11 protein-coding genes and 2 pseudogenes are annotated in these 26,444 nt (G+C 73.2%); 1 reads left to right on the forward strand and 12 read right to left on the reverse strand.

Annotation, left to right across the window (positions count from 1 at the left end; translation table 11 throughout):
* Window positions 1-14: 14 nt before the first annotated feature.
* The 3 genes from D7223_RS17030 to D7223_RS17040 all read right to left on the reverse strand — a co-directional run bounded on the left by D7223_RS17030 (window position 15) and on the right by D7223_RS17040 (window position 3,153).
* Window positions 15-1,865, reverse strand: a complete 1,851-nt coding sequence (locus D7223_RS17030) for an ABC transporter ATP-binding protein (protein ID WP_120729389.1) — start codon at window positions 1,863-1,865, stop codon at window positions 15-17.
* On the reverse strand, window positions 1,858-2,727 hold the full coding sequence (locus tag D7223_RS17035) for a hypothetical protein (protein ID WP_120729390.1): 870 nt from the start codon (window positions 2,725-2,727) through the stop codon (window positions 1,858-1,860). The genes D7223_RS17030 and D7223_RS17035 overlap by 8 nt, the downstream gene beginning before the upstream one ends.
* 162 nt (window positions 2,728-2,889) lie before the next feature.
* Window positions 2,890-3,153, reverse strand: a complete 264-nt coding sequence (locus D7223_RS17040) for a hypothetical protein (RefSeq protein ID WP_147252558.1) — start codon at window positions 3,151-3,153, stop codon at window positions 2,890-2,892.
* Between the two features lie 299 nt (window positions 3,154-3,452).
* Between D7223_RS17040 and D7223_RS17045 the strand changes: the two genes are divergently transcribed.
* Window positions 3,453-4,781, forward strand: coding sequence for a cation:proton antiporter (locus tag D7223_RS17045; protein ID WP_158610900.1), 1,329 nt, complete (start codon window positions 3,453-3,455; stop codon window positions 4,779-4,781).
* Between the two features lie 64 nt (window positions 4,782-4,845).
* On the opposite strand, the gene D7223_RS17050 is transcribed toward D7223_RS17045, so the two are convergent.
* The 9 genes and pseudogenes from D7223_RS17050 to D7223_RS17080 all read right to left on the reverse strand — a co-directional run bounded on the left by D7223_RS17050 (window position 4,846) and on the right by D7223_RS17080 (window position 26,286).
* The gene (locus D7223_RS17050; protein ID WP_158610901.1) at window positions 4,846-6,300 is read right to left on the reverse strand and encodes an amino acid adenylation domain-containing protein; all 1,455 of its coding nucleotides are present in this window, start codon (window positions 6,298-6,300) and stop codon (window positions 4,846-4,848) included.
* On the reverse strand, window positions 6,294-8,561 hold the full coding sequence (locus D7223_RS17055) for an AMP-binding protein (protein WP_238162102.1): 2,268 nt from the start codon (window positions 8,559-8,561) through the stop codon (window positions 6,294-6,296). Before D7223_RS17055 ends, D7223_RS17050 begins: the two co-directional genes overlap by 7 nt.
* A gap of 5 nt (window positions 8,562-8,566) precedes the next feature.
* On the reverse strand, window positions 8,567-11,440 hold the full coding sequence (locus D7223_RS17060) for a thioester reductase domain-containing protein (protein WP_120729395.1): 2,874 nt from the start codon (window positions 11,438-11,440) through the stop codon (window positions 8,567-8,569).
* A complete protein-coding gene (locus D7223_RS17065; RefSeq protein WP_120729396.1) occupies window positions 11,437-12,168 on the reverse strand; it encodes a thioesterase II family protein in 732 nt (243 codons plus the stop codon). The genes D7223_RS17060 and D7223_RS17065 overlap by 4 nt, the downstream gene beginning before the upstream one ends.
* On the reverse strand, window positions 12,162-13,346 hold the full coding sequence (locus tag D7223_RS17070) for an acyl-CoA dehydrogenase family protein (RefSeq protein ID WP_238162080.1): 1,185 nt from the start codon (window positions 13,344-13,346) through the stop codon (window positions 12,162-12,164). Before D7223_RS17070 ends, D7223_RS17065 begins: the two co-directional genes overlap by 7 nt.
* A complete protein-coding gene (locus D7223_RS34305) occupies window positions 13,343-17,806 on the reverse strand; it encodes an amino acid adenylation domain-containing protein (protein WP_420330323.1) in 4,464 nt (1,487 codons plus the stop codon). The genes D7223_RS17070 and D7223_RS34305 overlap by 4 nt, the downstream gene beginning before the upstream one ends.
* 132 nt (window positions 17,807-17,938) lie before the next feature.
* A pseudogene (locus tag D7223_RS34310) lies at window positions 17,939-18,073 on the reverse strand (phosphopantetheine-binding protein); the annotation flags it as partial.
* 360 nt (window positions 18,074-18,433) lie between these two features.
* Window positions 18,434-20,863 (reverse strand): annotated as a pseudogene (locus tag D7223_RS34315) (type I polyketide synthase); the annotation flags it as partial.
* Window positions 20,860-26,286 carry a non-ribosomal peptide synthetase gene (locus D7223_RS17080; protein ID WP_120729398.1) on the reverse strand — a complete coding sequence of 1,809 codons (5,427 nt, stop codon included), beginning with the start codon at window positions 26,284-26,286 and terminating at the stop codon, window positions 20,860-20,862. The pseudogene D7223_RS34315 and the gene D7223_RS17080, both read right to left, overlap by 4 nt.
* Window positions 26,287-26,444 lie beyond the last annotated feature (158 nt).

A 26,444-nucleotide genomic window follows, 5' to 3' on the forward strand; every position in this document is an offset into this window, starting at 1 on the left:
GCGGTCCTCCGGTATCAGGAGGCGGTGGGCGCCGACAGCGCCGGCACCGCGGTGAACTGCGTACGCACCAGCCGCTCGTAGAGCGCGTCGGTGGCGAGCAGGTGGGCATGGGTGCCCTGGGCGCGGACGACGCCCTTCTCCAGCACGACGATGTGGTCGGCCTGCACCACCGTGGAGAGCCGGTGCGCCACCGCCACCACCGCCCGTCGTTCGGCGATCTCCGCGACCGCGGACCGCAGCGCGAACTCGGCCTCGGCGTCGAGCTGGGAGGTCACCTCGTCGAGCAGCAGCACGTCGGGATCGGGCACCAGCATCCGGGCGATGGCGATCCGCTGCCGCTGGCCGCCGGAGAGCGTGCGGCCCTCCTCGCCGACGGCGGTGCCCAACCCGTCGGGCAGCGCGTCGACCCAGTCCCGCAGGCTGGCCTGCGCCACGGCCTCGGCGACCCGGTCCGCCGGCGCGTCCGGCTCGGCGTAGCGGATGTTCTCCTCGATGGTGCCGTCCATCACCCGCGACTCCTGCTCGACGAAGCCGATGCGGCTGCGCAGGGTGTCCAGCGGGATCTCCCGCACGTCGGTGCCGTCGAGCAGCACGCTGCCCGGCGGTGGTTCCCACAGCCGGGTCAGCAGACCGAACAGCGTCGACTTGCCGGAGCCGGACGGGCCGACGATCGCCACCAGGCCCTGCCGGGGGACGTCCAACGACACCCCGCGCAGCACCGGGCGGTCCGGCAGGTAGCCGAAGTGCAGGTCGCGCACCCGCAACAGCGGTGCGTGCGGGGTGGTTGGCGGGGCGGGAGTGGCCGGCGGGGCCGGGGCCGGCGACACCGGAGCCACCGGCACGGTGGCGTCGTCCTCCTGCGGGAAGCGCAGCAGCAGGTCGATCCGGCTCACCGAGGCGAGCCCCTGCTGGAGCTGGCCCATCGCCGCGAAGAAGCTCACCAACGGGGCGATCAGATAGAACAGGTAGAGCAGGAAGGTGGCGAACTCGCCGATGGTCAGCGCGCCGGAGCCCATCCGCACCGCGCCGACCGCGAAGACCACCGCGAAGGAACCCTGCACGCCGGCGTCCGCGGTGGGCGCGAGCAGGGCGTTGAGCCGTACGGTGCGCATGCCGGCGTGGTGCGCGGCGGCGGCCCGCTCGTTGACCCGGTCGGCCTCGCGCTGCTCGGCGCGGCTGAGCTTGATGGTCGTCACCGCGGCCAGCGCCCGTTGCAGGTCGCTGCCGAGTTCACCCACCCGCGACTGGGTGTCCTCGGTGGCGATCCGGATCCGGCGGGCCAGCGCCACGCTGCCGCTCGCGGCCACCAGCACGCACACCAGCGCGGTGAGGCTCAGCACCGGGTCGATCACGGCCATAAGCACGACCGTGGCGGCGACCGTGATGCCGGTCAGGAAGAGCACGGCCATGCTCTGGGTGAGCGCGGTACGCAGCAGCGAGGTGTCGGCGACCAGCCGGGTGAAGAGGTCGCCGCGCCGGTGCAGCCAGTGCGCGGGCAGGGTGGCGCGCACCAGCCGGGTCACGATGGTCCGCCGGACGGTGAGCACCACGTGGGTGCCGGTGCGCCCGATGATGTACGACTGGAGGCCGGCCAGGGTCGCCTCGGTGACGAACAGCGTGATCAGTACGAGCAGCGTGCCCACCGCGAAACGCTGCGCGGTGAGCTGCCCGACCAGCTGGCCGATGACGATCGGCTGCACCAGGGCGGCGGCGGAGCCCAGCAGCCCGAGCAGCACCGCCAGGGCCAGTCCGAGGCGGTGTGGCCGCAGCAGGCGCATGGTCACCCGCAGCGGGCCGGCGGCGGGTGGTGCGGCGGTCGCCGCGGCAGGCTCCCCTCCCCGGTCCCGGAGGGCCCGCTCAGCCACGGCGCAGCTTGCGGAAGAAGTCGGCGAGGCGGGCCACGTCGTTCGCCGACATGTGCTTGGCGACGTGGACGACGGCCGGGTAGGTGCCGACGAACGAGTAGACGAACCGGTTGAGGCCCATGAAGACCGCGTTGCCGACGTGGAAGCCGCCGCCCATGCCGAGCATCGCCCAGGCGGGCAGCTTGGGGGCGGCCATCATCAGCGGCATCGCCAGCTCGCTGGCCACCACGCCCCAGCCGGCGGCCCGGGCGAGTCGCGGCCGTGACTTGAGCAGCTCGTAGACCCGCTTGTCACCGTAGACGGTGGTGCGGAAGATGCCCGGCATCGCCATGCCGTTGCGCCACGGCGCGCCGACCAGCTTGGACAGGCCGGCGGCGAAGTAGGACAGGTTGGTCTGGCCGGCCAGGAACCACGCGCACGCCTCCTTCGCCTTCTCGTCGTTGGCGAAGATCCGGCTGGCGGTCAGCGTGGCGTAGGTCAGCAGCGACATGTGCTCGGTGCCGTCGGTGCCGTAGCGGATCCGGAAGTGCAGCAGGTAGTTCGTGGCGGCGATGTAGGCGACCGCCACGTCGCGTACCTTCTTGCTGCTGTACGGGTTGACCAGCGCGACCGCCGCGGCGAGGCGGAGCTGGTAGATCAGGTAGATGCCCGGCGGCTTGAACAGGTAGTCCAGCAGGTCACCGGCCTTGCCGGCGGTCCACTTGTGCCGGGACCGCTCGACCTGCCAGCTCAGCAGGCCGGTGTCCGTGAAGACCTGCGGCTGCGTGAGGAACTCCAGCGACGCCAGGACCAGGCCGAGCGATGAGATCTGCTCGACCCGCTTGAGCGCCTTGTCGACGGGGACGTCTTCGTTGCCGGCCATCGGCCTCTCCTGCATCGTCGATCGGGTGATGGATGGATGCCCCGCTGCGCCTCCCGGAGGGCCGGGCAACGCGGACGGAGCCGGAGACCCGCCGAGGCCGCTTCGACGCCGACGCGCCGGGGAGTCTGCGCCGACTCCCCGGACACGTGGCGAGGTCCGTGCTTAGCGCGTGACCGCCTGGCGGCGGCTCTGCACGAGCTCGGAGACGGTCATCTGGTCGGCGGTCTCGCTGTCCAGGCGGTAGCCGGTCGGGGTCTCCTCGGCACCGCCCCACTTGTGGTAGGCGTAGAGGCCGGCGCCGACGGCCACGCCGACGGCGAACGGGGTGAGGACCGGCGCGGCAACGCCGACCAGCTCCAGCGGCTCGAGAACACCCTCCCCGACGGCGGGGATGTCACGCTCGGCCGCAGCCTCCATACGGTTCATTCAGTCCTCCTGTGGATAGAACCGGCTGATGTCGAAAACTCTATTCTCCGATCGGTTCCTTCGACTCCACCAAAGTGCTGAACAATGGATCCAGTATGGTTCCGGCCGGTAATCACGGGAAATACCCGAGTGGCCTGACGTCCCTGCTACCTCTGGGTATAGCCAGGTGGCTAGGGCACCCTAGCCACCCTTCCGGCCCATTGGGCGCGGTCAGCCGAATAGGGGCAACGAATTTACGCAGAACTATTATTTATTGCCGGTGCGGGCCGGCGGAAAATGCTGCCGACAAGGAGGCGACCGTGCCGAACTCCGTTGCGTTGACGATCCATCTGTTGGTGCAGTTGACAGTGGTTCTCGGCGCCTGCCGGCTGGCCGGCGCCCTGCTCGGGCGGCTCGGCCAGCCGCAGGTGGTCGCCGACATGATCGCGGGGTTCGCGCTCGGGCCGGTGGCGCTCGGCCTGCTGGCACCGCCGGTGCAGCAGGCGCTGTTCCCGCGCGAGCTGGAGCTCGCCGGCGTCACCGTCGCGCACCCGTCCGCCCAGATCCTGCACGTGCTCGGCCAGCTCGGCGTGACGCTGTTCATGTTCCTGGTCGGCCTGTCCTTCGACGGCGCGGGCGCGATCCGCCACCTGCGCAGCGCCACCACCACCGCGGCGGCGAGCCTCGCCGGACCGCTGCTGATCGGTAGCCTGCTCGGCCTCGCCCTGGTCGGCGGGGCCCTGGGCGTCGACGGGTCCGACGCCGGCTGGTTCGGGCCCGACACCCCCGGCTGGCAGGCGGCGTGGTTCCTCGGTCTCGCCGTCGCCGTCTCCGCGTTTCCGGTGCTGGCCCGCATCCTGGAGGAGACCGGCGCCACCCGGACCACGGTGGGGACCGTGGCGCTGGCCTGCGCGGCCACCGACGACGCGGTGGCCTGGATGATGCTCGCGGCCCTGATGGCGACCGCCGGCGCGGCCGCCCACCTGGGGGTCCTCGCCGTCGCGGGCGGACTGGCCTACGTGGCGGTGCTGGTCGCCCTGCGCCCGTTGCTGCGGCGCCTCGCCCGCTGGGCCACCGAGGGCGGCGACACGCTGCGCCCGGCGGCGTTGGGATCGGTCCTGGTGCTGCTCACCGCCTGCGCCGCCACCACCGAGGCGATCGGCCTGCACGCCGTCTTCGGCGCCTTCGTCTGCGGGCTGGTCATGCCCCGGGAGCTGACCGCCCACCTCACCGGGCGGATCGCGCCGCTGACCACCACGCTGCTGCTGCCGCTCTTCTTCGCCTCGGCCGGCCTGCGCATCGTCACCGACACCCTGCTGGACCCGCGCGGTTGGCTGGTGCTGGTCGCGGTGGTGCTGGTCGCGGTGCTCAGCAAGGGCGGGGTGAGCGCGCTGGTCGCCCGCTGGTCCGGGTTGAGCTGGTCGCAGTCCGCGTCGGTCGGGGCGTTGCTCAACGCCCGCGGCCTGATGGAGCTGGTGCTGATCGACGTCGCGCTGCGCGCCGGGCTGATCGGGCCGAAGCTCTACACCGTGCTGGCACTGATGACCATGGTGACCACCTTCGCGGCGGCCCCGGTCTTCACCCTGACCCGCCGCCACTGGCCCGCGGCGACCGCGCCGGTGCCCGTCGACCGGGTGCCGGCGGGCTGAGGCCGCCGCCGCGCCGCGGCCCGATCGGTCCGGTCCGCCACCCGGCGGCGTGGCGCGGCCGGTGTCACCGGCCGCGCAACGCCACCAGGTCGACCTTGTCGTGGGCGGTACGCGGCAACGCCGGCATCCGGCGGATCCGGCTCGGCACCAGGTGGGCGGGGAGGCATCCGGCGACGTGGGCCCGTACCTGCTCCGGCGCGAGGTCGACGCCGGAGCGCGGCACGTAGTAGGCGACCAACTGGAGCTCGCCGAGCTGGTTGGGCTCGGCGAGCACCGCGCACTGGGCGACCGCCGGGTGAGCCGCGATCACCGCCTCCGGCTCGCCCAGCTCCACCCGGAACCCGCGCAACTGCACCTGACGGTCGCGGCGACCCAGGTAGTGCAGCCGGCCCTCGGCGTCCTGCCGCGCCCAGTCACCGCTGCGGTAGTACCGCTGCCCGGCCAGGGTGACGAACCGTTGCCCGGTCAGCTCCGCCCGCCCCAGGTAGCCGTACGACACCGAGGCTCCGGTCACCAGCATCTCACCCGGCTCGCCGGCCGGCACCGGGCGCAACCGCTCGTCGACCAGCAGCACCCGCAGGTGCGGCAGCGGCCGGCCGATCGGCGTGGCGCCCGGCAGCGTCCCGGTGTCGTCCTCCAGCGCGGCGAACGTGACGTGCACCGTGGTCTCGGTGATGCCGTACATGTTGACGAGCGTGGCGGCCGGGGCGACGCCCAGCTCCCGCCAGGCCCGTACCGCGCCGGTGTTGAGGGCCTCGCCGCCGAAGACCACGTAGCGCAGCTCGGGCAGCGCGATCGGGTGGGCCTCCAGCTCGGCGACCAGGTGCCCGAACGCGGTGGGCACCTGGCTGAGCACGGTCACCCCCTCGTCGGCCAGCAGCTCACCGAACGCACGCGGATCCGCGGCGACCCACGGCGGTACGACCACCACCCGCCCACCGTGCAGCAGCGCCCCCCACAGCTCCCAGACGCTGAAGTCGAAGCTGTGCGAGTGGAACATCGTCCACACGTCGGCGGCGGAGAAGGTGAACCGCTCGGCGCAGGCGTCCATCAGCGCGCACACGTGCGCGTCGCCGACCACCACGCCCTTGGGCGTGCCGGTCGAGCCGGACGTGTAGATGACGTACGCGGTGCCGGGCGGCACCGGGCGCGGCGGGCCGCCACCGGTGCGTACCACCACCGGCCGCCCGGTGCCCGGCTCGACCTGCACCACGGTGTCGATCCCGGCGTCGCCGGCGATGTGCTCCTGCCGGGACGCGGGATAGGCCGGGTCGATCGGCACGTACCCGCAGCCGTGCTCCAGGATGCCGAGGATCGCCACCACCACCTCGGCGCAGCGGGGCATCCGCAGACCCACCAGGGTGCCCGGCGGCACCCCGGCGTCGGCGAGTTGGCGCCGCACCTCGGCCGCCGCGGCGGCCAACTCGTCATAGCGCAGCTCCCGGTCCCCGTCCACCACGGCGACCGCGTCCGGGTCGCGGGCGACCTGTGCGGCGAAGCGCCGCGCCAGCGTCAGCACGGCACGGCCGAGCGTCGCGCCGGCGTCACCGCGATGGTGCCCACCATCGGCGCGGTCGGCCGGGTGAACAGGACGTCCAGGCTGCCGTCGGCGTCGTCGGCCCAGCCGATCGTCACCGCGTACCCGGCGTCCTCACCGAGCACCGCGAGGTCCTCCGGATCGACGGCCCGGCGGTCGTCGTCCAGCCGCCGCCGGCACGTCGCGACGGGCAGACCGGCGGCGAGGGCGGCCGCCGCGGACACCTCGGTGGCGAGGCGGGCGTTGGCGAGGCCGGTGACCCGGACGGCCGGCACGCCGGCGGCCAGCGCCGCCGGCAACCCGGCCAGGTCGCACGACACCGGGGGAGTGCCGGGTCGGGCCGGTGCGGCGGTGTGCAGCAGCACGTCGTAGCGGTGCCGGGTCAGCTCGTTGTGGAACCGGCCCCGCTTCACCTGGACGTCGACGCCCGCCACACCGTTGAGGCGCGCCGGGGCGTCGGCGAAGAAGCCGGGATCCACCAGCAACTCCTTGTCCAGCGCGACGGCGCGGTTGACGTCGGCGCGCAGCCGCGCCGGGTCGTCGTCGGGTTCGGCGCGCAGCAGCCGCACCGCGGCCTGCATGGTGAAGGCCAGGCGGGCGTTGCGGACGTCGCCCACGAATATCGCGCCGCCGGGACGCAGCAGCGGAACGACCCGGGCCAGGACGGCGTCGAGGTAGTCCAGGGTGGGGAAGTACTGCACCACCGAGTTGAGCACCACCACGTCGAAGGACGCGTGCGGCAGACCCGTCACGTCGTGGGCGGCCTGGTGGCGCAGGACCACCCGGTCGGCGAGGTCCGGGCGCGCGGCGGTCTGCTCGGCCAGGCGGCGGACCGCCGTGCCGGACAGGTCGGTCGCCCAGTACGACTGGCACTCTCGGGCCAGCCGGCCCAGCAGCAACCCGCTGCCGGCCCCGATCTCGAGCACCCGTTCCGGGCGCAGGGCGCGAATCCGGTCGACGGTGGCCTGCTGCCATTCGCGCATCTCCGGAAGCGGGATGGGCTGCCCGGTGTAGCTGCTGTTCCAGCCGGAGAAGTCGCCGCCGAGTCCGTCGGCGGGCACCGCGTACAGCTGGTCGTAGATCGACTCCCAGTCCCGGACCACGGCGGCGTCACCGACGTCCACCGGGGGGACCGACCCGGCAGCCGCGCGGCCCACCAGGTCGACACCGCCCTCCGCGCGCCGCCGCCCCAGGTCCCCGGTGCGCCGCAGCCGGATGCCGAACGGGTCGACCACCACCCCGGACGGCAGGGGGCCGCCGGGCTCGACGGCCGGGACCGACTCACCGCCCAGGTAGAGCTCGCCCACGTCCCCGGCCGGAGTGGGGTGCAGGTCGGGGTCCAGCAGGCGCAGCGTGGTGCCGGGCAACGGCAGGCCCACCGGCAGCACGTCCGGCAGCGGCGCCCCGGCCGGCAGGCGCAGCGCCGCACAGCCCAGGGCGCCGTCGGCGGGGGCGTACTCCCAGGTCAGTGCGGCGCCCGGATGCCGCCGGCGCCACCGGGCCACCTCGTCGCGCGGCACCCTCGGCCCGGTGAGCACGAGTTCGCCGGTGGGGGAGGCCTCGTCGGGCAGGGCGGTCAGCGCCGCCAGGCCGTCCGGGGTGAGCTTGGCGAAGGTGGGCCGCCAGCCGGACCAGGCGGCGTCCTCCAGCTCGCCGAGTTGCACGCAGCCACCGGCGAACAGCGGCACCAGCAGCGCGGTCAGTTCGGCGGCGGTGCCCGGCAGCGTCGGCAGCACGGCGACGCCGGCCGCGGCGGGGTACGCCGGCAGTGCCCACCGCAGGTAGGCGCGCAACGCCCGCGCGCCGAGGGCGGTGCCGTCGCCGACCAGCACGTCGTCGTCGAGGGCGCCGCCGAGCGCGACGCGCAGACCGTCGACCGGAGGCGGGTCGACCGGCGCGGTGCCGAACGGCAGCACCGCGACGGTGCCCGCCGGGACGGCGCCGGGGTCGGCGGCGAGCACACCGGACAGTGCGGCGGTCGGCGCGGCGCCGACGTCGAGGCGGGTGTAGGCGGCCCCGACCCGCAGCGTGGCGAGCAGCGCGGCCACCGCCCCGCCGTCGTCGTCGGCGGCGGCGACGATGCCGACCAGAGCGCCCGGGCCGACGCCCCGGGCCCGCAGTGCGTCGGCGAGCTGTCGCGTCCAGCCCTCGAGCCGGCCGTGGGTCACGGTCCCGGCGTCGGTGACGAGGGCGGGACGCTCGGGACATGCGGACGCGACGGTGAGGCAGCCGGACTCCGTCATCGTGCTCACCCCCGCACCGACGTGACGTTCGAGAGCCCGGCCGGCGCGCCGGCCGCGGATGGGGCCGGTACGTGGCCGATGGCGACGAAGTGGTCCAGGCACCGTCCGATGAACTCTCGCCCGACCTCGGGGGCGGACACGTCGTCACCGAGCACCGCGCGTGCCCGGGCGGTGTCGTAGAGCGGCTCCCGCCATCCGTCGGCGTTGGCCCGCACCCACGGGCCGAGCACCGAGAGCACCAGGTCCCACCGGCCGTCCGGGTCGCGCCGGGACAGCCGGACCAGTTCGGCGTACCACTGCTCCAGCGGCACCCCGGCGACCTGGTAGCCGCGGTCGGACAGGGCGCCGGCGAGCTCGGCGAAGGTGAACGGCGCCGCCGCGGTCAGGTGGTACGCCTGCCCGAGCGCGTCCCGGCGGCGGGCGAGCGCGGCGATGCCGGCCGCCACGTGCTCGACCGTCGAGACCGGCAGCGCGATGTCGCTCTCCGGGACGAGGCCCAGGGCGACGCAACCCCGCACGATGTCGCTGACCACGTCGCCGACCTTCCACCGGCCGGTCGCCGGACTGCCGACCAGCCGGGCCGCCCGGGTGAGCACCACCGGCACGCCCCGGGCCGCGGCCTCACCGACGACGCGGTCGGCCACCCACTGCGACTGGATGTAGCCGTTGTAGAGGTGTGGCGGCGGGGTGTCGACGAAGACCTCCCGACCGGAGCGCTCGTCGTCGCCGAGGTCGGTGACCTCCGCCGGCGACACGTAGTGCACCGGGACGGCTCCCGCGCTGCCCGACGTGGCCAGTCGCAGCACCTCCCGGGTGCCGTCCACGTTGGTCGGCCGGACCCGCCGGTAGGGCGGCAGGATGTTCACCACCGCGCCCAGATGGTAGATCTCGTCGAGGTCGTCGGCGAGCGCCCCGAAGGCGTCCGGGCTGAGACCGAGGCGCGGTTGCGACAGGTTCCCGGGCAGCACCTCGATCCGGGCGTCGAACCCGTCGTCCCAACGGCCGGCGGCGGTCAGTGCCTCCCGTACCCGGCGGCGACCGTCGGCCGGGTCCAGCGAGCGGACCAGGCAGACCACGGTGGCGGGCGTGTCGCGCAGCAGCCGTTCCAGCAGGGCGCTACCCAGGTAGCCGGTGCCGCCGGTGAGCAGCACCCGCCGCGGCTCGGCCGCCCACCGCACCTGCCCCCGGCCGGTGATCGCCGGGTCCAGCACGGCCTCCCGGACCACGTCGACGTGGCCGCGCGGGTCGCGGGCACGGTCGTCGGCGACGCCACCGGCCTCGATCAGCGCCGCCAGGCGGGCCACGGTCGGCCCGGCGAACAGCGCCTGCAACGGCAACAGGGTCCGCCACTCGTCGTGGATCCGGTTGGCCGCACGGGTGCCGAGCAGCGAGTGCAGGCCCAGCTCGACCAGGTTGTCGTCGCGACCGACGTGCGCCAACTGGAGCAGGTCGGCGAAGAGGGCGCTCAGGGCCGCCTCGGTCTCCGTCCCGGCGGCCGGGGCAAACGCGGCCGGCGCGGCGGCCGGCTGCGCCGTCGGGGCGGCGGCCGGCCGCGCCGGTGCGACCGCGTCCGGGATGTCGCCGAGGCGCGCCGGGTCGTCGCGCACGAGGGCGGCGAGCACGTCGTGTACGCCGGCGACCAGCGCCCGCGCCCGGACCGGGTCGACGCGCCGACGGTCGTGGATGAGGTGCAGCGGCAGGTCGTCGCCCGGAAGCACCATCAGCACCAGGGGCGTGTGCGGGCGCGTGTGCAGCTGGAAGCCCTCCAGGCCCAGCCCCTCATCGCCCAGTGTGAACGGCGGCAACGGCATGTTCTGGAAGCCGACGATGCTCTCGAAGAGGTCGGCGCCGGCGGGTGCGCTGCTCCACCGCTGGATGTCGGCCAGCCCGGTGGCGGCGTTGTCGCGGACGGCGATGATGTCGTCCTGGATGGCCCGCAGCCAGGCCACCACCGGGCGGTCCGGTTCCAGCGTGCTGCGTACCGGCACGGTGCCGACCAGACAGCCGACCATCGACTCCGCGCCGGGCAGGTCGGCGGGACGGTGGGCGAAGGTGGTGCCGACGGCGACGTCGGCGCAGCCGGTGGCCCGCCCCAGCACCAGCGTCCACGCCCCCTGCACCAGGGTGTGCAGGGAGAGCCGGTGCCGCTGCGAGTACGCGCGCAATTCGGCGGCGAGGTCGCCGAGGGACTCATCGACCCAGTCGAAGGCGGTGTCGCCGGCCGGGGCGGCGTCGGCGTCCAGGCGCAGCGGTGCCGGCTGGTAGCCGGCCAGGTAGCGGCGCCAGAACGGCCCGGCCGCCTCCGGGTCCTGCCGCTTCCACCAGGCCACGTAGTCGCGGAAGCGTCCCGGCGCCAGCAGCACCGGCTCCCGGCCCCGCACGTACGCCTTGTAGGCCGCGGTGAAGTCGGACATCATCAGGCCGACCGACCACCCGTCCACCACCAGGTGCGACAGGCGCAGCGCGATCTGGAAGCGGTCGTCGGCGAGCAGGCACAACCCGACCCGCATGATCGGCGGAGTCTCCAGGTCGAAGCCGCGCCGCCGCTCGTCGCGCAGCAGCTCGTCGAGCAGCCGCCGCTGCTCGGCGACGGGCAGGTCCCGCCAGTCGTGGGTCTCGCGCGGCAGCGCCGCCCGGGTGTGCACCGCCTGCACCGGCTTGGCGATGCCGTCCCAGCGGAACGCGGTGCGCAGTGCCGGGTGGCGGTCCACCACCAGCTGCCAGGCCCGCCAGAACGCCTCCTGGTCCGGGCTGCCGGTGAGGGTGAGCACGGTCTGCTCGACGTAGAAGCCCTCGTCGGGTGCGTACAGGTGGTGGAAGAGCATGCCCTGCTGCATCGGGGTCAGCTCGTAGACGTCGTCCAGGTTGGTACGGCTCATGCCCGCCTCCGTAGCGGTGTCGGGCCGGCGATCGGGGCTAGCGTGCCGGCCAGGCGCGACAGCAGCTCGTCCCGCGCGGTGCGCAGGAAGAAGTGGCCGCCGGGGAACATCTGAAGGGCGAACGGGCCGGTCGTGCAGCCCGTCCAGGCGGTGAGCGCGTCGGGGGTGACCCCGACGTCGTCGAAGCCGCCGAACGCGGTGACCGGGCAGCTGACCGGCAGCCCGCGGTAGGAGTAGTCGTCCACCACGGTGAAGTCGGCCCGCAGCACCGGCAGCAGGATCTCCATCAGCGCGTCGTGCGCCAAGACCTCCGGCGGTGTGCCGCCGAGGGAGCGGATGTGGTCGCGGAAGCGGTCGTCGGGCAGCGCCGACACCGGCGGCTCGACCCGGGGTACGCCGGGCGCGCGCATCGCCGCCACGAACAGGTGCTCCGCGACCAGCCCGTAGTAGTGCTCCAGCCGCCGGCACAGCTCGAAGGCGAGCAGCGACCCGTAGCTGTAGCCGAGCACCGCGAAGCGTTGCCCCGGCCGGGACAGCACCGCGCCCAGCAGCTCGGCGACCAGGGGCTCCAGCCGGTCGACCGGGTCCTCGTGGAAACGCAGGCCGCGCCCGGGCAGCTCCAGCGCCTCGATGGTGACGCCGGCCGGAAGACTGTCCGCCCAGTCGGCGAACACCCGCGCGGAGCCGCCGGCGTACGGCAGGCAGTAGAGGGTCAGCGGGCTCACCACGGCCGCTCACCGCCCGCGCCGACCAGGATCGCGCCGATGGTCCGGAACTGGATGTTGGACGTACCCTCGTAGATCTTGCCGACCTTGGCGTCCCGGTACAGCTTCTCCACCGGGTGAGCGGTGGTGAACCCGTTGCCGCCCAACGTCTCCACCGCCTGCGACGCGGCGCGCTCGGCCACCTCGGACGCCAGGTACTTGGCCATCGCGCTGACCCGCAGGCGGTCGGTGGCGGTGCCGTGGTGCAGCACCCGCACCGCGTCGTAGAGCAGGACGCGGGCCGCCTCCAGCTCGGCGGCGAGCCGCGCCAGCGGGAACAGCACCCCCTGGTACGACACGATCGCCTCGCCGAACTGCTCGCGCCGCTGCGCATAGGTCAGCGCCTCGTGCAGCGCCCCGCGGGCCAGCCCGACGAGCTGCGCCGCGATGCCCAGCTTGCCGATGTTGAGCGTCTCCATCGCCAGCAGGTCGGCGGCGCCCACCCGGCCCAGCACGTTCTCCCGCCCCACCGGCACCCCGTCGAGCCGTACGTCGCAGGTGGAGCTGGCCCGGATGCCGAGCTTGGCCTTCGGCGGACCGACGGTCAGCCCCGGCGAGTCGCGGTCCACCAGGAACGCGGTCAGCCCGCCGGACGCGCCGTCGACCCGCGCGAACACCAGGAACAGGCCGGCCTCGGCGGCGCTGGTCGTCCAGCACTTGCGTCCGTGCAGGAGGTATCCCCGGCCGTCGGCCTCGGCGCGGGTGGAGAGCGCGAAGGCGTCGCTGCCGGCCTGCTCCTCGGAGATCGCGTACGCGCCGGCCAGGCCGGTCGCCAGACGGGGCAGGTAACGGCGTTTCTGGTCGCCGGTGCCGTGGCGCAGCACCGCGCTGGCCACCAGGGCGTTCTGCACGTCGACGAAGACCGCCACGGCCGGGTCGACGGCGGCCAGTTCCTCGATCGCGATGAGCACCGCGAGCAGGTCGTGGCCGGCGCCGCCATACGCCCGGGGGACCTCGATGCCCATCAGGCCCGCCGGCACCAGCTTCTTGAGCAGGGTCGGGTCGAGCGCCGACGCGGCGTCCATCTCCCCCACCAGGGGGCGTACCTCGGTCTCGGCGAAGTCGCGGACCGCGTCCCGCCAGGCGGCGTGCCGCTCGGACAGCGCGGTGACCGGCAGGCCGATCGTCTCGGTGGTCGTCACAGCTCCTCCATGTCGTCGAGCACCGCGGCCAGGTCGTCGGCGCCGAGGTCGGCGAGCGGGAAGTCACCGGCCGAGACCTGGCCCGCCCCCTGGTCGCCGCTGTGCGTGGCGATGTCGCGCAGGGCGGTCTCGAAGGCGTCCGCCAGGCTCGGCAGGTCGACCGCCGGGTCGGTGCTGCTCCAGTGGATGTGCAGGCCACCGGCGTAGTCGACGACGGTGAGCCGGACGGCCGCGCCGAGGCTGTCCCGCTCCCAGCGGGGCCAGGGCGCGGGATTGCCGGGTGGCAGCAGCCGGGCCAGTCGCGACCCCTCGCCGAAGCGCTCCAGCACGTGCAGGGCGAACCGGGCCGGCCCGTACGCTCCGCCGGTGCTGGAGCGGGTCCAGTCCTTGACCGCCGGCAGCAGCACGGCCAGGTCGTCGGTGTCCGCGCGGAGCGCGCCGGGCACCTCGGCGACGGACAGGAACGCGCCCACCGTGCGGGAGGTGTCCACCGTGCCGTCGTCCCGCCGATCGCTCACCACCAGCACCGGGCCGTCCAGACCGGTGCGCCCGGCGGCCCGGGTGAGCGCCGCCAGGGCGGTCTCGGTCAGGCTCAGCCGGTAGCCGCGTCGGGTCGCGTCGGTGAGCCGCTCGGTCTCGTCGGCGCTGAGCTGGCTCACCGCGTGGTGCGGGGGCCCCTCCGGTGCCGCGGCCGGCTCGACGGCCACGACCGCGGCACCGGCCGCCTGCGGGGACTGCTCGACCCACCGGGTGAACGGGTCGGTCGGCGGGGCCAGTACGACGTTGTCGCCGTTGCGCAGCTGCTGGGTGATGCTCAGGAACTCGGAGACCACGACCTCCCACGAGCCGGCGTCGACCACCAGCTCCGAGGCGAGCAGGGTGAGCACCCGGCCGTCCGCGCCGAGGTCGAACAGGGCGGCGGCGAAGACCGTCCCGCGTTCGACGTCGAGTTCCTCGCGCATCTCGTCGGCCATCTGGGCGACCGCCTCGGCCCGTACCTCGGCCGGCAGCGCGCCCAGTTCGATCACCGGCAGGTGGGCGGAGAACTCGTCGGCCGGCACCGCCGCCTGGCACCAGCCGTCGTCACCGGTCACCGCGAAGCGGGTACGCAGTGCCGGGTGCCGGCTGATGATCTGGCGGACCGCCTCGCGAGCGGCGTCGACGCACAGCTCCGGCTCGACGTGGAGGTCGACCCGGTGGGCTCCGGCCGGCAGGCCGGGCGCGGCCACCGCGAGCAGGCGTGACTGGAACGCGGTGACCGGTGTCAGGGCGACCTGGCCGCCCGGGGTGGTCGCCACGGCGCCGCGCGCCTCCAGCCGTTCGGCCAGGTCCACGATGGACTGCGCCTCGAAGAGGTCCTGGAGCCGCAGGTCGATGCCCTGGTCGTTGACCTGGCTGATGATCCGCACACCGATGATCGAGTCGCCACCGAGCTGGAAGAAGTTCGCCCACGGGTCGACCTCGTCGACGCCGATGGCGTGCGCCGCGATCTGGCACAGCCGTACCGCCAGCGGCGTCAGCTCGCCCCGTTCCCGCTCGACCGCGACCACCCCGGGTTCGGGGAGGTTGTTGCGGTCGATTTTGCCGTTGGGGGTGAGGGGGAGTGTGTCGAGGATGGTGATGGTGGTGGGGATCATGTAGGGGGGTAGGTGGGTGGCGGCGTGGGTGCGGATGGTGTCGGTGAGGTGTGGGTCGTGGTGGTGTTCGGGGTTGGTGATGATGTAGGCGGTGAGGCGGCGGTGGTGGCGGTCGCCGGTGGCGGTGGCGATGGCGGTTTCGACGGCGGGGTGGGTGGTGAGGGTGTGTTCGATGTCGCCGAGTTCGATGCGGTGGCCGCCGATTTTGACTTGGTGGTCGGTGCGGCCGGCGAATTCGATGGTGCCGTCGGGTAGGCGTCGGCCGAGGTCGCCGGTGCGGTAGAGGCGTTGGCCGGTGGTGGGGTGGGTGATGAAGGCGTTGGCGGTTTTGTGGGGGTCGTTGTGGTAGCCGTTGGCGAGGCCGGTGCCGCCGATGTGGAGGTGGCCGGTGACCCAGGTGGGGCATTCTTGGTGGCGGTCGTTGAGGACGTGGAAGGTTTGGTTGGTCATGGGTCGGCCGTAGGGGATGGAGTCCCAGGTGGGGTCGACGTGGTCGATGTCGTGCAGGATTGACCAGATGGCGGCTTCGGTGGCGCCGCCGAGGCTGGTGGTTTTGGCGTGTGGGGCGATGGTGGTGATGCGGTGGGGTAGGTCGGTGGGGATCCAGTCGCCGGAGAGTAGGACGCGGCGGAGGGTGGGTGTGGTGTGGCCGGTGGCTTCGAGGTGTTCGACGAGCATGGCCATGAGGGCGGGTACGGAGTTCCAGAGGGTGATGTGGTGTTGGGTGATGAGGTGGTGCCAGCGGGCGGGGTCGCGGTTGGCGTCGGGTTCGGGTAGGACGAGGGTGGCGCCGGTGGCGAGGGCGCCGAAGATGTCCCAGACGGAGAGGTCGAAGGACAGGGCGGACAGGCCGAGGACGGCGTCGTTGGCGGTGACGTGGTAGCGGTTGTTGACGTCGACGCAGGTGTTGACGGCGGCGCGGTGGCAGATGGCGACGCCTTTGGGTCGGCCGGTGGAGCCGGAGGTGTAGATGATGTAGGCCAGGTCGTCGGGTTGGACCTGGGTGGCTACGGCGGGTGGGGTGTCGGCGACGGCGGTGTCGTCGTCGGCGTTGACGACCAGGATCGGTAGGCCCGAGCCGGGGTGGCCGGACGTGCCCGCGCGGACCAGGACGGCGGTGCATTCGGCGTGGGTGAGGACGTATTCCTGCCGGTCGGGTGGGGTTGAGGGGTCGACCGGTACGTAGGCGGCGCCGGCGAGTCCGGCGGCGAGGACGGCGATGATCTGTTCGACGGATTTGTCGATGATCACGGCGACCTGGTCGCCGCGGGTGACGCCGGCTTCGACGAGGCGGTGGGCGGTGAACGACGCCCTGCTGAGCAGTTGTCCGAAGGTCAGGTGTCGGCCGGAGGCGACCACGGCCAGGTCGTCGGGGTGGGCGGTGGCGTGTTCGACCAGTCGGGTCCACAGCAGTCCGGAGGGTATCGGCGCCTGGGTGGCGTTCACCCCGGCGACCAGCTCGGCCAGCCCGGCGGGAGACACCTCGGCAGGGCCGGTCCAACCCGTGCCGGAACCGAGCCGGTTGAGCACGTCGACGAAACCGGCGAACATCTGCTCCACCAACCCGTCCGGAAACAACTCGTCCACGCTGGGCCAGCCGACCACCAGGCCGGCCTCCACCTCCAGTGCCGCGGCGTCGATCCACACCTGCGGGGTCTGGATCACCTGGTGTTCCAACCGGCCCAGCCAGTCCACCATGGACGACTCGTTGGCCTCGCTCTCGTTGACCAGGGTGCTGGTGAACACCGCCGGCATCATCGCCGCGTCGGTGCCGCCGCGCTGGCGGGCCAGCTCGCGCAGGATGTCGACGCCGTTGACGTAGCGGTACTCCAGGTCCTCCCAGTTCTGCTCCTGCAACCGGCGGGCCACCCCCAGGATGGAATCGTCCTCGACCAGGTCGACCGGCAACAGCGTGAAGGACGCGAACCCGCCGACCAGGCGCTCGACGTCGGGGTGGACGGGCAGCCGGATGTTGGTGGTCACGTTGAGCGTGAACCGACCCGAGCGGGTCCACCCGCCCAGCACGCACGCGTACGCGGCCAGCAGCACCGCCGACGGGGTGACACCGTGCGTGGCGGCCTCCCGCTTGACGGTGTCCCACACCGGGGCCGGGATCAGCGCGCTGCGGGGCACGAACTTCGGCTCCCGCACCAGCTCCGGCGACGTGGCCAGCGGCAGCTCCGGCGGCGCGGGCAGGGTGGCCACCCGCTCGCGCCAGTAGTCCATCGACCGGCGGTAGAGCGAGGTCTCCTTGAGCTTCTCCGCGGCCAGCCGGTAGTCCCGGAAGGAGATGCCCAGCTCGGGCAACTCCTCGGCCGGCCGCTCGTAGTAGGCGCGCCAGTCCGCGAGCAGGATCCGGATGCTGCCCATGTCGGCCATCATCAGCTCGAAGCTGAGGAACAGCCGGGTACACCCGCCCGGCAGTCGCACCACCCGGATCTCGAACAGCGGCCACGCGTCCTCGGGCCGCATCTCGTGTGACATCGCCTCGCGCATCTCGGCGAGCCGGACCTCGACCACCTCCGGCGTCTCGTCGCGCAGGTCGACCACGGGGAAGTCGTACCGGGTGACCTCCGGCAGCACCCGCTGGTGACCGTCGCGGGTGAACACGGCCCGCAGCATGGCGTGCCGGGCCAGCACCCGGTTCCACGCCTGGTTGAGCCGTTCGACGTCGAGGTCGTCCCGGTCCACCTCCCAGTACATGTGCGCGCCGACGTTGCCCATGCTGAAGTTGCCCATCCGGCCGATCCACTGGGCCTGCTGGATCTCGCTGAGACCGAACGGCTCGTGCAGGTTCGCCCAGTCCGGCTCCGCCACCGGCATCTCGTCGTCGACCACCGGCGCGGGCGCGGCCGTGGCCGTGGCTGGCGCGGCCGCGGGCAGCAGCTCGGCGACCACCTCGGCGAGCGCGGCCACGGTCGACGCCTTGACCAGGCGGCGCAGCGGCACCTGCACACCGAGGTCCTGCTGGATCCGGGTGACCACCTTGGTGGCGAGCAGCGAGTGGCCGCCCAACTCCACGAAGATGTCGTCGACGCCGATCGGCGCCACCCCGAGCAGGTCCTGCCAGATGACCGCGATCCGCCGCTCGACGTCGGTCCGCGGAGCCAGGTAGACGGTGGTCAGCGCCGGACGGGTCTCGGCCGCGCCGAAGTCGATGTCGTCCGGCTCCTCGACCACCATCCCGGGTGCGGTGCCGCCGGTGACGGTGGGTGCCTCGACGAAGTAGCGCCGGCGCTCGAAGGGGTAGGTCGGCAGGGCGACCCGGCGGCGGCGCGCGCCGTCGTGTACCCCGTCCCAGTCGATCTCCACGCCGCCCAGCCAGAGCCGGCCGACGGCCTCCAGGGCCGCCGCCTCGTCGGAGCCGTCGGCGTCCGGGGCGCGCATGGTGGGCACGGCCAGCACGCCGCGCGCGTCGGGTGCCAGCCGGGCCAGCGTGCACAGGGTGGTGCCGGGGCCGACCTCCACCAGCACGCCGGTGCCCTGCTCGCGCAGGCGCACCATCCCGTCGGCGAACCGGACCGGCTCGCGCAGCTGGCCACTCCAGTACTCCGGGCTGGTGGCGTCCGTGCCGGTCAGCCAGGTGCCGGTGCGCCCGGAGAGGATCGGCGCGGTGGGCACCGCCGGCGCCGCGGCGGCCACCGCGGCGGCGAACGGGCCGACGACCGCGTCCATCATCCGCGAGTGGAACGCGTGCGAGGTGTGCAGCATCCGGTGCCCGACACCCTCGGCCTCCAGCGTGGCCGCGAAGGCTCGTACGTCGTCCCGGCTGCCCGCCACCACGCAGACCTCGGGCGCGTTGAACGCCGCGACGTCCAGGCCCGCCGGCACCCGACCCGCCAGGGCCTCCGGGGAGAGCGCGACCGACAGCATCGCGCCGGCCGGCTGGGCCCCCATCAGCCGGCCCCGCTCGGCCACCAGCCGGACCGCCTCCTCCGGCTCGAACACGCCGGCCAGGGTGGCGGCGGTGAACTCGCCGACGCTGTGACCGATCGTCGCGTCGCGGCGCACCCCCCACGAGGTGAGGAGACGGGCCATCGCGTACTCGACGGTGAACAGCGCCGGCTGGGCGACCGCCGTGTCCGACAGCCGGGTCCGGGCGGCCCGGTCGGCCGGGTCCGCGGCGACCAGCAGGTCGCGCAGGTCGAAACCGAGCGCCGGCACCAGCACCTCGGCGCAGCGGTCCACCTCGGCGCGGAACACCGGCTCGGTGCGGTAGAGCCCGGCGCCCATGCCCGGATACTGGCTGCCCTGCCCCGGAAAGAGCCAGGCCACCTCGGGCTCCTCGGCGGACGCCCGGCCGGAGAGGGTACGCGGACCCGCGCCGTCGCCGAGCGCACCGGCGGCGGTGCGTACGTCTTCCACCACGACCGCTCGCCGGTGCGCGAAGTGGGTCCGCCCGGTCTGCAACGTCCAGGCCGCGTCCGCGACGTCGAGCAGCTCCGGCGCGTCGTCGGGCGCGTCGGCGTCGGCGAAGGCACCGGCCAGCCGGGCGGTCGCCGCGTCCAGCGCGGCGGCGCTGCGCGCGGATACCACGATCAGGTGGCGGTCTCGGCGGGCGCCGGAGAGGTCCCGGGCCGGCGGCTCCTCCAGGATCGCGTGCACGTTGGTGCCGCCGAACCCGAAGGAGCTGACCCCGATGCGTCGCGGATCGCCGTTGGCCTTCCACGGCTGGAGCTCCGCGTTCACCCGGAACGGCGTCGCCGCGAAGTCGATCTCCGGGTTGGGCGCGGTGTAGTTGACGTTCGGCACCAGCTCGCCGTGCTTGAGCTGGAGCACCGCCTTGATCAGCGAGGCGATGCCGGCGGCGCTGTCCAGGTGGCCGATGTTGCTCTTCACCGAGCTGACCGCACAGTAGCCACGCCGGTCGGTGTGCCGGCGGAAGACCTTGGTCAGCGCGGCGATCTCGATCGGGTCGCCGAGCGCGGTGCCGGTGCCGTGCGCCTCGATCGCCTTGATGCTCTCCGGGTGCACCCCGGCCAGTCCGATGGCCGCCGCCAGCACCCTCGCCTGACCCTGGATGCTCGGCGCCGTGTAGCCGACCTTCGCGGCGCCGTCGTTGTTCGCGGCGGTGGCCCGGATGACCGCGTCGATCCGGTCGCCGTCGGCGAGCGCGTCGTCCAGGCGGCGCAGCACCACCACGCCGGCGCCGCTGCCACTGACCGTGCCCCTCGCCTGCGCGTCGAACGGGCGGCAGTGCCCGTCCGGCGAGAGGATCATGCCCTCCTGGTAGAGGTAGCCCCGCGTCTGCGGGAACCGCACCGTCACGCCGCCGGCCAGCGCCAGGTCGCACTCGTCGGCCAGCAGCGCCTGACAGGCCTGGTGCACGGCGAGCAGCGAGGTGGAGCAGGCACTCTGTACGCAGACCGCCGGGCCGTCCAGGTCGAGCTTGTAGCTCAGCCGGCTGGCCAGATAGTCCTTGTCGTTGGCGACCAGCAGTTCCAGGCCGTCGGCGGATGCGTCCAGGCCGCGGCCGGGCAGCAGGTGGGCCAGCAGGTACGAGGACAGGCTGGCGCCCGCGTACACCCCGATCGAGCCGTCGTACGAACCCGGGGTGTGCCCGGCGTCCTCCAGCGCCTCCCACGCGCACTCGAGGAAGATGCGGTGCTGCGGGTCGAGCAGCGCCGCCTCCCGCGCGCTGTAGCCGAAGAACCGGGCGTCGAAGAGTTCGGCGTCCTCCAGCGCACCCCACGCCTTGACGAAGCGGGGGTCGGCCACCAGCTCCGGGGCCACGCCGGCGGCGAGCAGCTCCTCGTCGGTGAAGTGGCGGATGGACTCGACGCCGGCCCGCAGGTTGTGCCAGAAGCGGGTGACGTCGGGGGCCCCCGGGAATCGACCGGCCAGGCCGATCACGGCGATGTCGACGGTGTCGGTCCTCATGACCTTGTCTCCTCTTCCTGTCCGGACCGGACGACACGTCGCCGGGCTCGACGATTGCGTTGGCCACGGGCGAAGGCCGCGTCCAGGTCCGCGTCGCCGTCGTCGGTGCCGGTGAGGACCCCGGACAGGCGCCGCACGCTGGTGTGTTCGAAGAGCAGCGTGAGCGGGAAGTCGCGCCCGAGGGCGGTCCGCAGCTCACGGTGCAGTCGCAGGATCAGCACGGAATCGAGCCCGAGCTCGAAGAAGTTGGACCGCACGCAGACCTGCGGGGTGCCGAGGACCTGGCCGAGCTGGGTGGCCACGGTCCGCTCCAGCGGGGTACGGGGTGGCGTGTGGTCGGCCACCACGATCCCGGGTTCGGGGAGGTTGTTGCGGTCGATTTTGCCGTTGGGGGTGAGGGGGAGTGTGTCGAGGATGGTGATGGTGGTGGGGATCATGTAGGGGGGTAGGTGGGTGGCGGCGTGGGTGCGGATGGTGTCGGTGAGGTGTGGGTCGTGGTGGTGTTCGGGGTTGGTGATGATGTAGGCGGTGAGGCGGCGGTGGTGGCGGTCGCCGGTGGCGGTGGCGATGGCGGTTTCGACGGCGGGGTGGGTGGTGAGGGTGTGTTCGATGTCGCCGAGTTCGATGCGGTGGCCGCCGATTTTGACTTGGTGGTCGGTGCGGCCGGCGAATTCGATGGTGCCGTCGGGTAGGCGTCGGCCGAGGTCGCCGGTGCGGTAGAGGCGTTGGCCGGTGGTGGGGTGGGTGATGAAGGCGTTGGCGGTTTTGTGGGGGTCGTTGTGGTAGCCGTTGGCGAGGCCGGTGCCGCCGATGTGGAGGTGGCCGGTGACCCAGGTGGGGCATTCTTGGTGGCGGTCGTTGAGGACGTGGAAGGTTTGGTTGGTCATGGGTCGGCCGTAGGGGATGGAGTCCCAGGTGGGGTCGACGTGGTCGATGTCGTGCAGGATTGACCAGATGGCGGCTTCGGTGGCGCCGCCGAGGCTGGTGGTTTTGGCGTGTGGGGCGATGGTGGTGATGCGGTGGGGTAGGTCGGTGGGGATCCAGTCGCCGGAGAGTAGGACGCGGCGGAGGGTGGGTGTGGTGTGGCCGGTGGCTTCGAGGTGTTCGACGAGCATGGCCATGAGGGCGGGTACGGAGTTCCAGAGGGTGATGTGGTGTTGGGTGATGAGGTGGTGCCAGCGGGCGGGGTCGCGGTTGGCGTCGGGTTCGGGTAGGACGAGGGTGGCGCCGGTGGCGAGGGCGCCGAAGATGTCCCAGACGGAGAGGTCGAAGGACAGGGCGGACAGGCCGAGGACGGCGTCGTTGGCGGTGACGTGGTAGCGGTTGTTGACGTCGACGCAGGTGTTGACGGCGGCGCGGTGGCAGATGGCGACGCCTTTGGGTCGGCCGGTGGAGCCGGAGGTGTAGATGATGTAGGCCAGGTCGTCGGGTTGGACCTGGGTGGCTACGGCGGGTGGGGTGTCGGCGACGGCGGTGTCGTCGTCGGCGTTGACGACCAGGATCGGTAGGCCCGAGCCGGGGTGGCCGGACGTGCCGGCGCGGACCAGGACGGCGGTGCATTCGGCGTGGGTGAGGACGTATTCCTGCCGGTCGGGTGGGGTTGAGGGGTCGACCGGTACGTAGGCGGCGCCGGCGAGTCCGGCGGCGAGGACGGCGATGATCTGTTCGACGGATTTGTCGATGATCACGGCGACCTGGTCGCCGCGGGTGACGCCGGCTTCGACGAGGCGGTGGGCGGTGAACGACGCCCTGCTGAGCAGTTGTCCGAAGGTCAGGTGTCGGCCGGAGGCGACCACGGCCAGGTCGTCGGGGTGGGCGGTGGCGTGTTCGACCAGTCGGGTCCACAGCAGTCCGGAGGGTATCGGCGCCTGGGTGGCGTTCACCCCGGCGACCAGCTCGGCCAGCCCGGCGGGAGACACCTCGGCAGGGCCGGTCCAACCCGTGCCGGAACCGAGCCGGTTGAGCACGTCGACGAAACCGGCGAACATCTGCTCCACCAACCCGTCCGGAAACAACTCGTCGACGGCGTCCCAGCTCACCAGGGCCGCGCCGTCCTCCTCCCGGACCTGGTGGTCGATCCAGATCTGCGGGGTCTGCGACACCGAGAACGCGGTGTCGCCGAGCCACCGGGTGTGGATCTCACCGTTGTCCCGGCCGCTGGTGAACACCACCGGCACCGGCAGCGCCGCGCCGCGTCGGCGGGCCTGCTCCCGCAACACCTGTACGCCGCTGAAGTGCCGGTGCTCCAGGTCCCGCCACAGCTGGCGCTGGATCCGGATGGCCAGCTCGCCCAGGGCCGGCGAGCCGCCGAGATCGATTTCCAGCAGGGTGATCGAGGTGAAGTCGCCGACCACCGCGTCCACGTCGGGGTGCAGCGGCAGCCGGTTGAACAGCGTGGTGGCCACGCAGAACCGCGACGTGCCGCTCCACCGGCCCAGCGCCGACGCGTACGCGGCCAGCAGCACCGCCGACGGGGTGACACCGTGTGCCGCCGCGTCCCGCTTGATCCGTGACCAGGTCCCGGCGTCGATCCGGTGCTCGTGCCGGTGGAAGCGGGACCGGCGCAGCTCGGCCGCGGTCGGTGCCAACGGCAGGTCCGGCCCACCGGGGAGGGTGTCCAGGCGGTCCAACCAGTAGGCCCGGGAACGGGCGTAGCCGGGGCCGGCCTCCAGCGCGCGCGCGGCGAGCAGATAGTCGCGGAAGGACACCCCGATCTCGGGCAGGGTGGCGTCCGGGTCGAGATACCACCGACGCCACTCGTCGAACAGGATCTGCACGCTGCGGACGTCGCCGACCAGCAGATCAAATCCTATGTGGACTCGTGTGTGCCCGAGCGGGAGTCGGCTGATCCGCACGTCCAGCATCGGCCCGGTGTCCAGCGGCAGCACCTGGTGCGACATCTCCTCGCGTACCGCGGCGAGCGCCTCGTCGGCCTCGTCGAGCGAGGCGTCGCGCAGGTCGATCTCCCGCACCGGCACGGTGCCGGGCACCGCCAGGATCCGCTGGGTGCCGTCCGAGCCGATGACCGCGCGCAGCATCTCGTGCCGCTCGACCAACGCGCCCAGGGCCCGCACCAGGCGCGGCACGTCCAGCGACGCGGAGTCCAGCTCCGTGTACCAGTAGGTGGAGACGCCACCGAGCCGGGTGGCACCGCTGCGGCCGACCAGGTAGGCGTGTTGCAGGTCGGTCAGCGGAAACGGCTCGCCCCGGCGGTCCGGGTCCGCGACCAGGGCCGGCAGTACGGTGACCCCGGCCGGGTCGTCGGCCCGCGGGCCGGCCAGTCGGGCCGTCACCAGCCGGGCCAACTGGTCCACGGTGGATTCGGCGAACTCCTCCAACGGCAGGCGTACGGCCAGGTCGCGTTCGAGGTCACTCTGCACCTGAAGCGCCCGCAGCGAGTCGAGACCGAGCAGCGTGAGCGGGGTGCCCGGGGTGACGGCGGCGGCGTCGACGCCCGGGGTGGCGGCGATCCGCCGGCAGATCTCGGCACTGACCACCGGTGTCCGCATGGCCTCGGGCAACGCGTCGAGCAGGTCGCGCAACGGCGTGGAGCCGTCCGCCCGCCCGGTCCCGTCCGCCCGCGTCGCACCCGGTCCGGTCGGGCCCGTCGCGCACTCGACCGCGCCGGTATCGATCTCCACGACCGAGGTCGCCGGATCCTCGGCCGGCGCCGGCCGGTCCCGGGTCGGGGATGGCTCGACGGCGGTCCACCGGGCGAGTTCGGTCAGGTCACCCGCCGCGTACCCCCGCTTCGCGGCGTGCCGCTGCACCTTGCCGCTGGAGGTTCGCGGTAGCGTGCCGGCGCGCACCAGCACCACGGCGTGCACGGCCACGTCGAACTCGGCCGTCACCGCCTGCCGGATCGCCGCGACGATGCCGTCCACGTCCGGCTCGGTGGCGTCGCGGCGCACCTCGGCGACGACGAGCAGTTGCTCGCCGGCCTCGGTGTCCAGCCCGGCGGCGGCGGCCAACCCCGAGCGCAGTGCCGGGTGGCTGGTCACCGCGCACCGCTCGACGTCCTGCGGGTAGAGGTTGCGCCCGCGTACGATGATCATGTCTTTGATCCGGCCGGTCACGAACAGCTCGCCGTCGTGGACGAACCCCAGGTCTCCGGTGCGCAGGAACGGCCCCTCGCCGGTGGTGACCCGGGCCTGGAACGTCTCGTGGGTCTGCTCCGGTCGTCGCCAGTAACCCTGCGCGACGCTCGGTCCGCTCACCCACACCTCGCCGACCGCGCCGGCCGGCAGCAGCCGGCGGTCCGCGGCGTCCACCACGACCACGGACTGCGCCGGGTCGATGCCGGGGCCGACGCTGACCAGCCGTCGGCGGTCCGTCCCGTCCGTCGCCGGGGTGACCTCGCCGCGTTCCAGCGCGCTGGCACTCACGTCCAGCTCGGCCGGCGCGGTCCGGGTGATGGTCACCGCGAGCGTCGACTCCGCCAGCCCGTACCCCGAGCGGAACGCCTCGGGGCGGAAGCCGGAGCCGGCGAAGGCCTCGGCGAAGCGGCGCAGCGTCTCCACCCGGGTGGGCTCGGCGCCGGCCACCGCGCTGGTCCAGGTGGAGAGGTCCAGCCCGGCCCGCCGTTCCTCGTCGATCCGGTCGGTGCACAGGTTGTAGGCGAAGTCGGGGGCGAACGACGTGGTGCCGCCGTAGCGCGAGATGGCCTGCAGCCACTGGAACGGGTCGAGCGCGAACGTCGCGGGCGCCAGCAGCACCGCCTCGAACCCGCCGTGAACGGGTTGCAGCACGCCGGCGATCAGACCCATGTCGTGGTACGGCGGCAGCCAGCTGACCATCCGGTCGCCCGGGTGGTAGCCGAGGGCGTCGTGCAGTGTGCTCGCGTTGCGGAGCAGGTTGCCGTGGCTCACCATCACGCCGCGCGGGTCGCCGGTGGTGCCGGAGGTGTACTGGAGGAAGGCCAGCGAGTCGCCGTCGATCCGTGGCGGGCACCAGCCGGCGGCCTCGGCGGTCCCGACGGTGGCGGTGTCCAGCCACTCGAAGCCGACCAGCTCCTCCGCCTGGGTGAACCGGGCACTGGCGGCGGTGCTGATCCGGTCGGTGGTCAGCGCCAGGGCGGGGGCGGAGTCGCGGACCAGGCCGCGGATGCGCTCCAGACGCCGGGTGAAGTTGGGTGGATAGGCCGTCACGGCCACCACGCCGGCATAGAGACACCCGAAGAAACAGGCGATGTACTCCAGCGACGGCGGATGCAGGATCAGCACCCGGTCGCCGGGCGCGGCGTGTCGGCGTATCCGGGCGGCGATCGCCATGGCCCGCCGGTCCAGGGCCGCGAACGTCAGGCTCTCGCGTTCCAGGCCGTCACGGTCGAGAAAGAGGTACGCCCGCCGGTCCGGCTGCTCGCGGGCTCGGGTGCGGAGCAGGTCGACGACGGTGTGCGCGGACTCGGAGGCGTGCGTGCGCATGGGAACCCCACCTTCTGTGCGCTGGCGTTTGGCGACCGGGCACAGTGGAAATGTTGGTCAGACCGCAACCACTTCGAAATGCCCGGGCGGGGTGTCATCTCGGCTAGGACGGGGGTAGTCAGGTGGCTACGTCCACCGGCCTCGCCGACGCCGACGCG

The sequence above is a fragment of the Micromonospora endolithica genome (assembly GCF_003626595.1).
In the GTDB taxonomy this organism is placed as follows: domain Bacteria; phylum Actinomycetota; class Actinomycetes; order Mycobacteriales; family Micromonosporaceae; genus Micromonospora; species Micromonospora endolithica.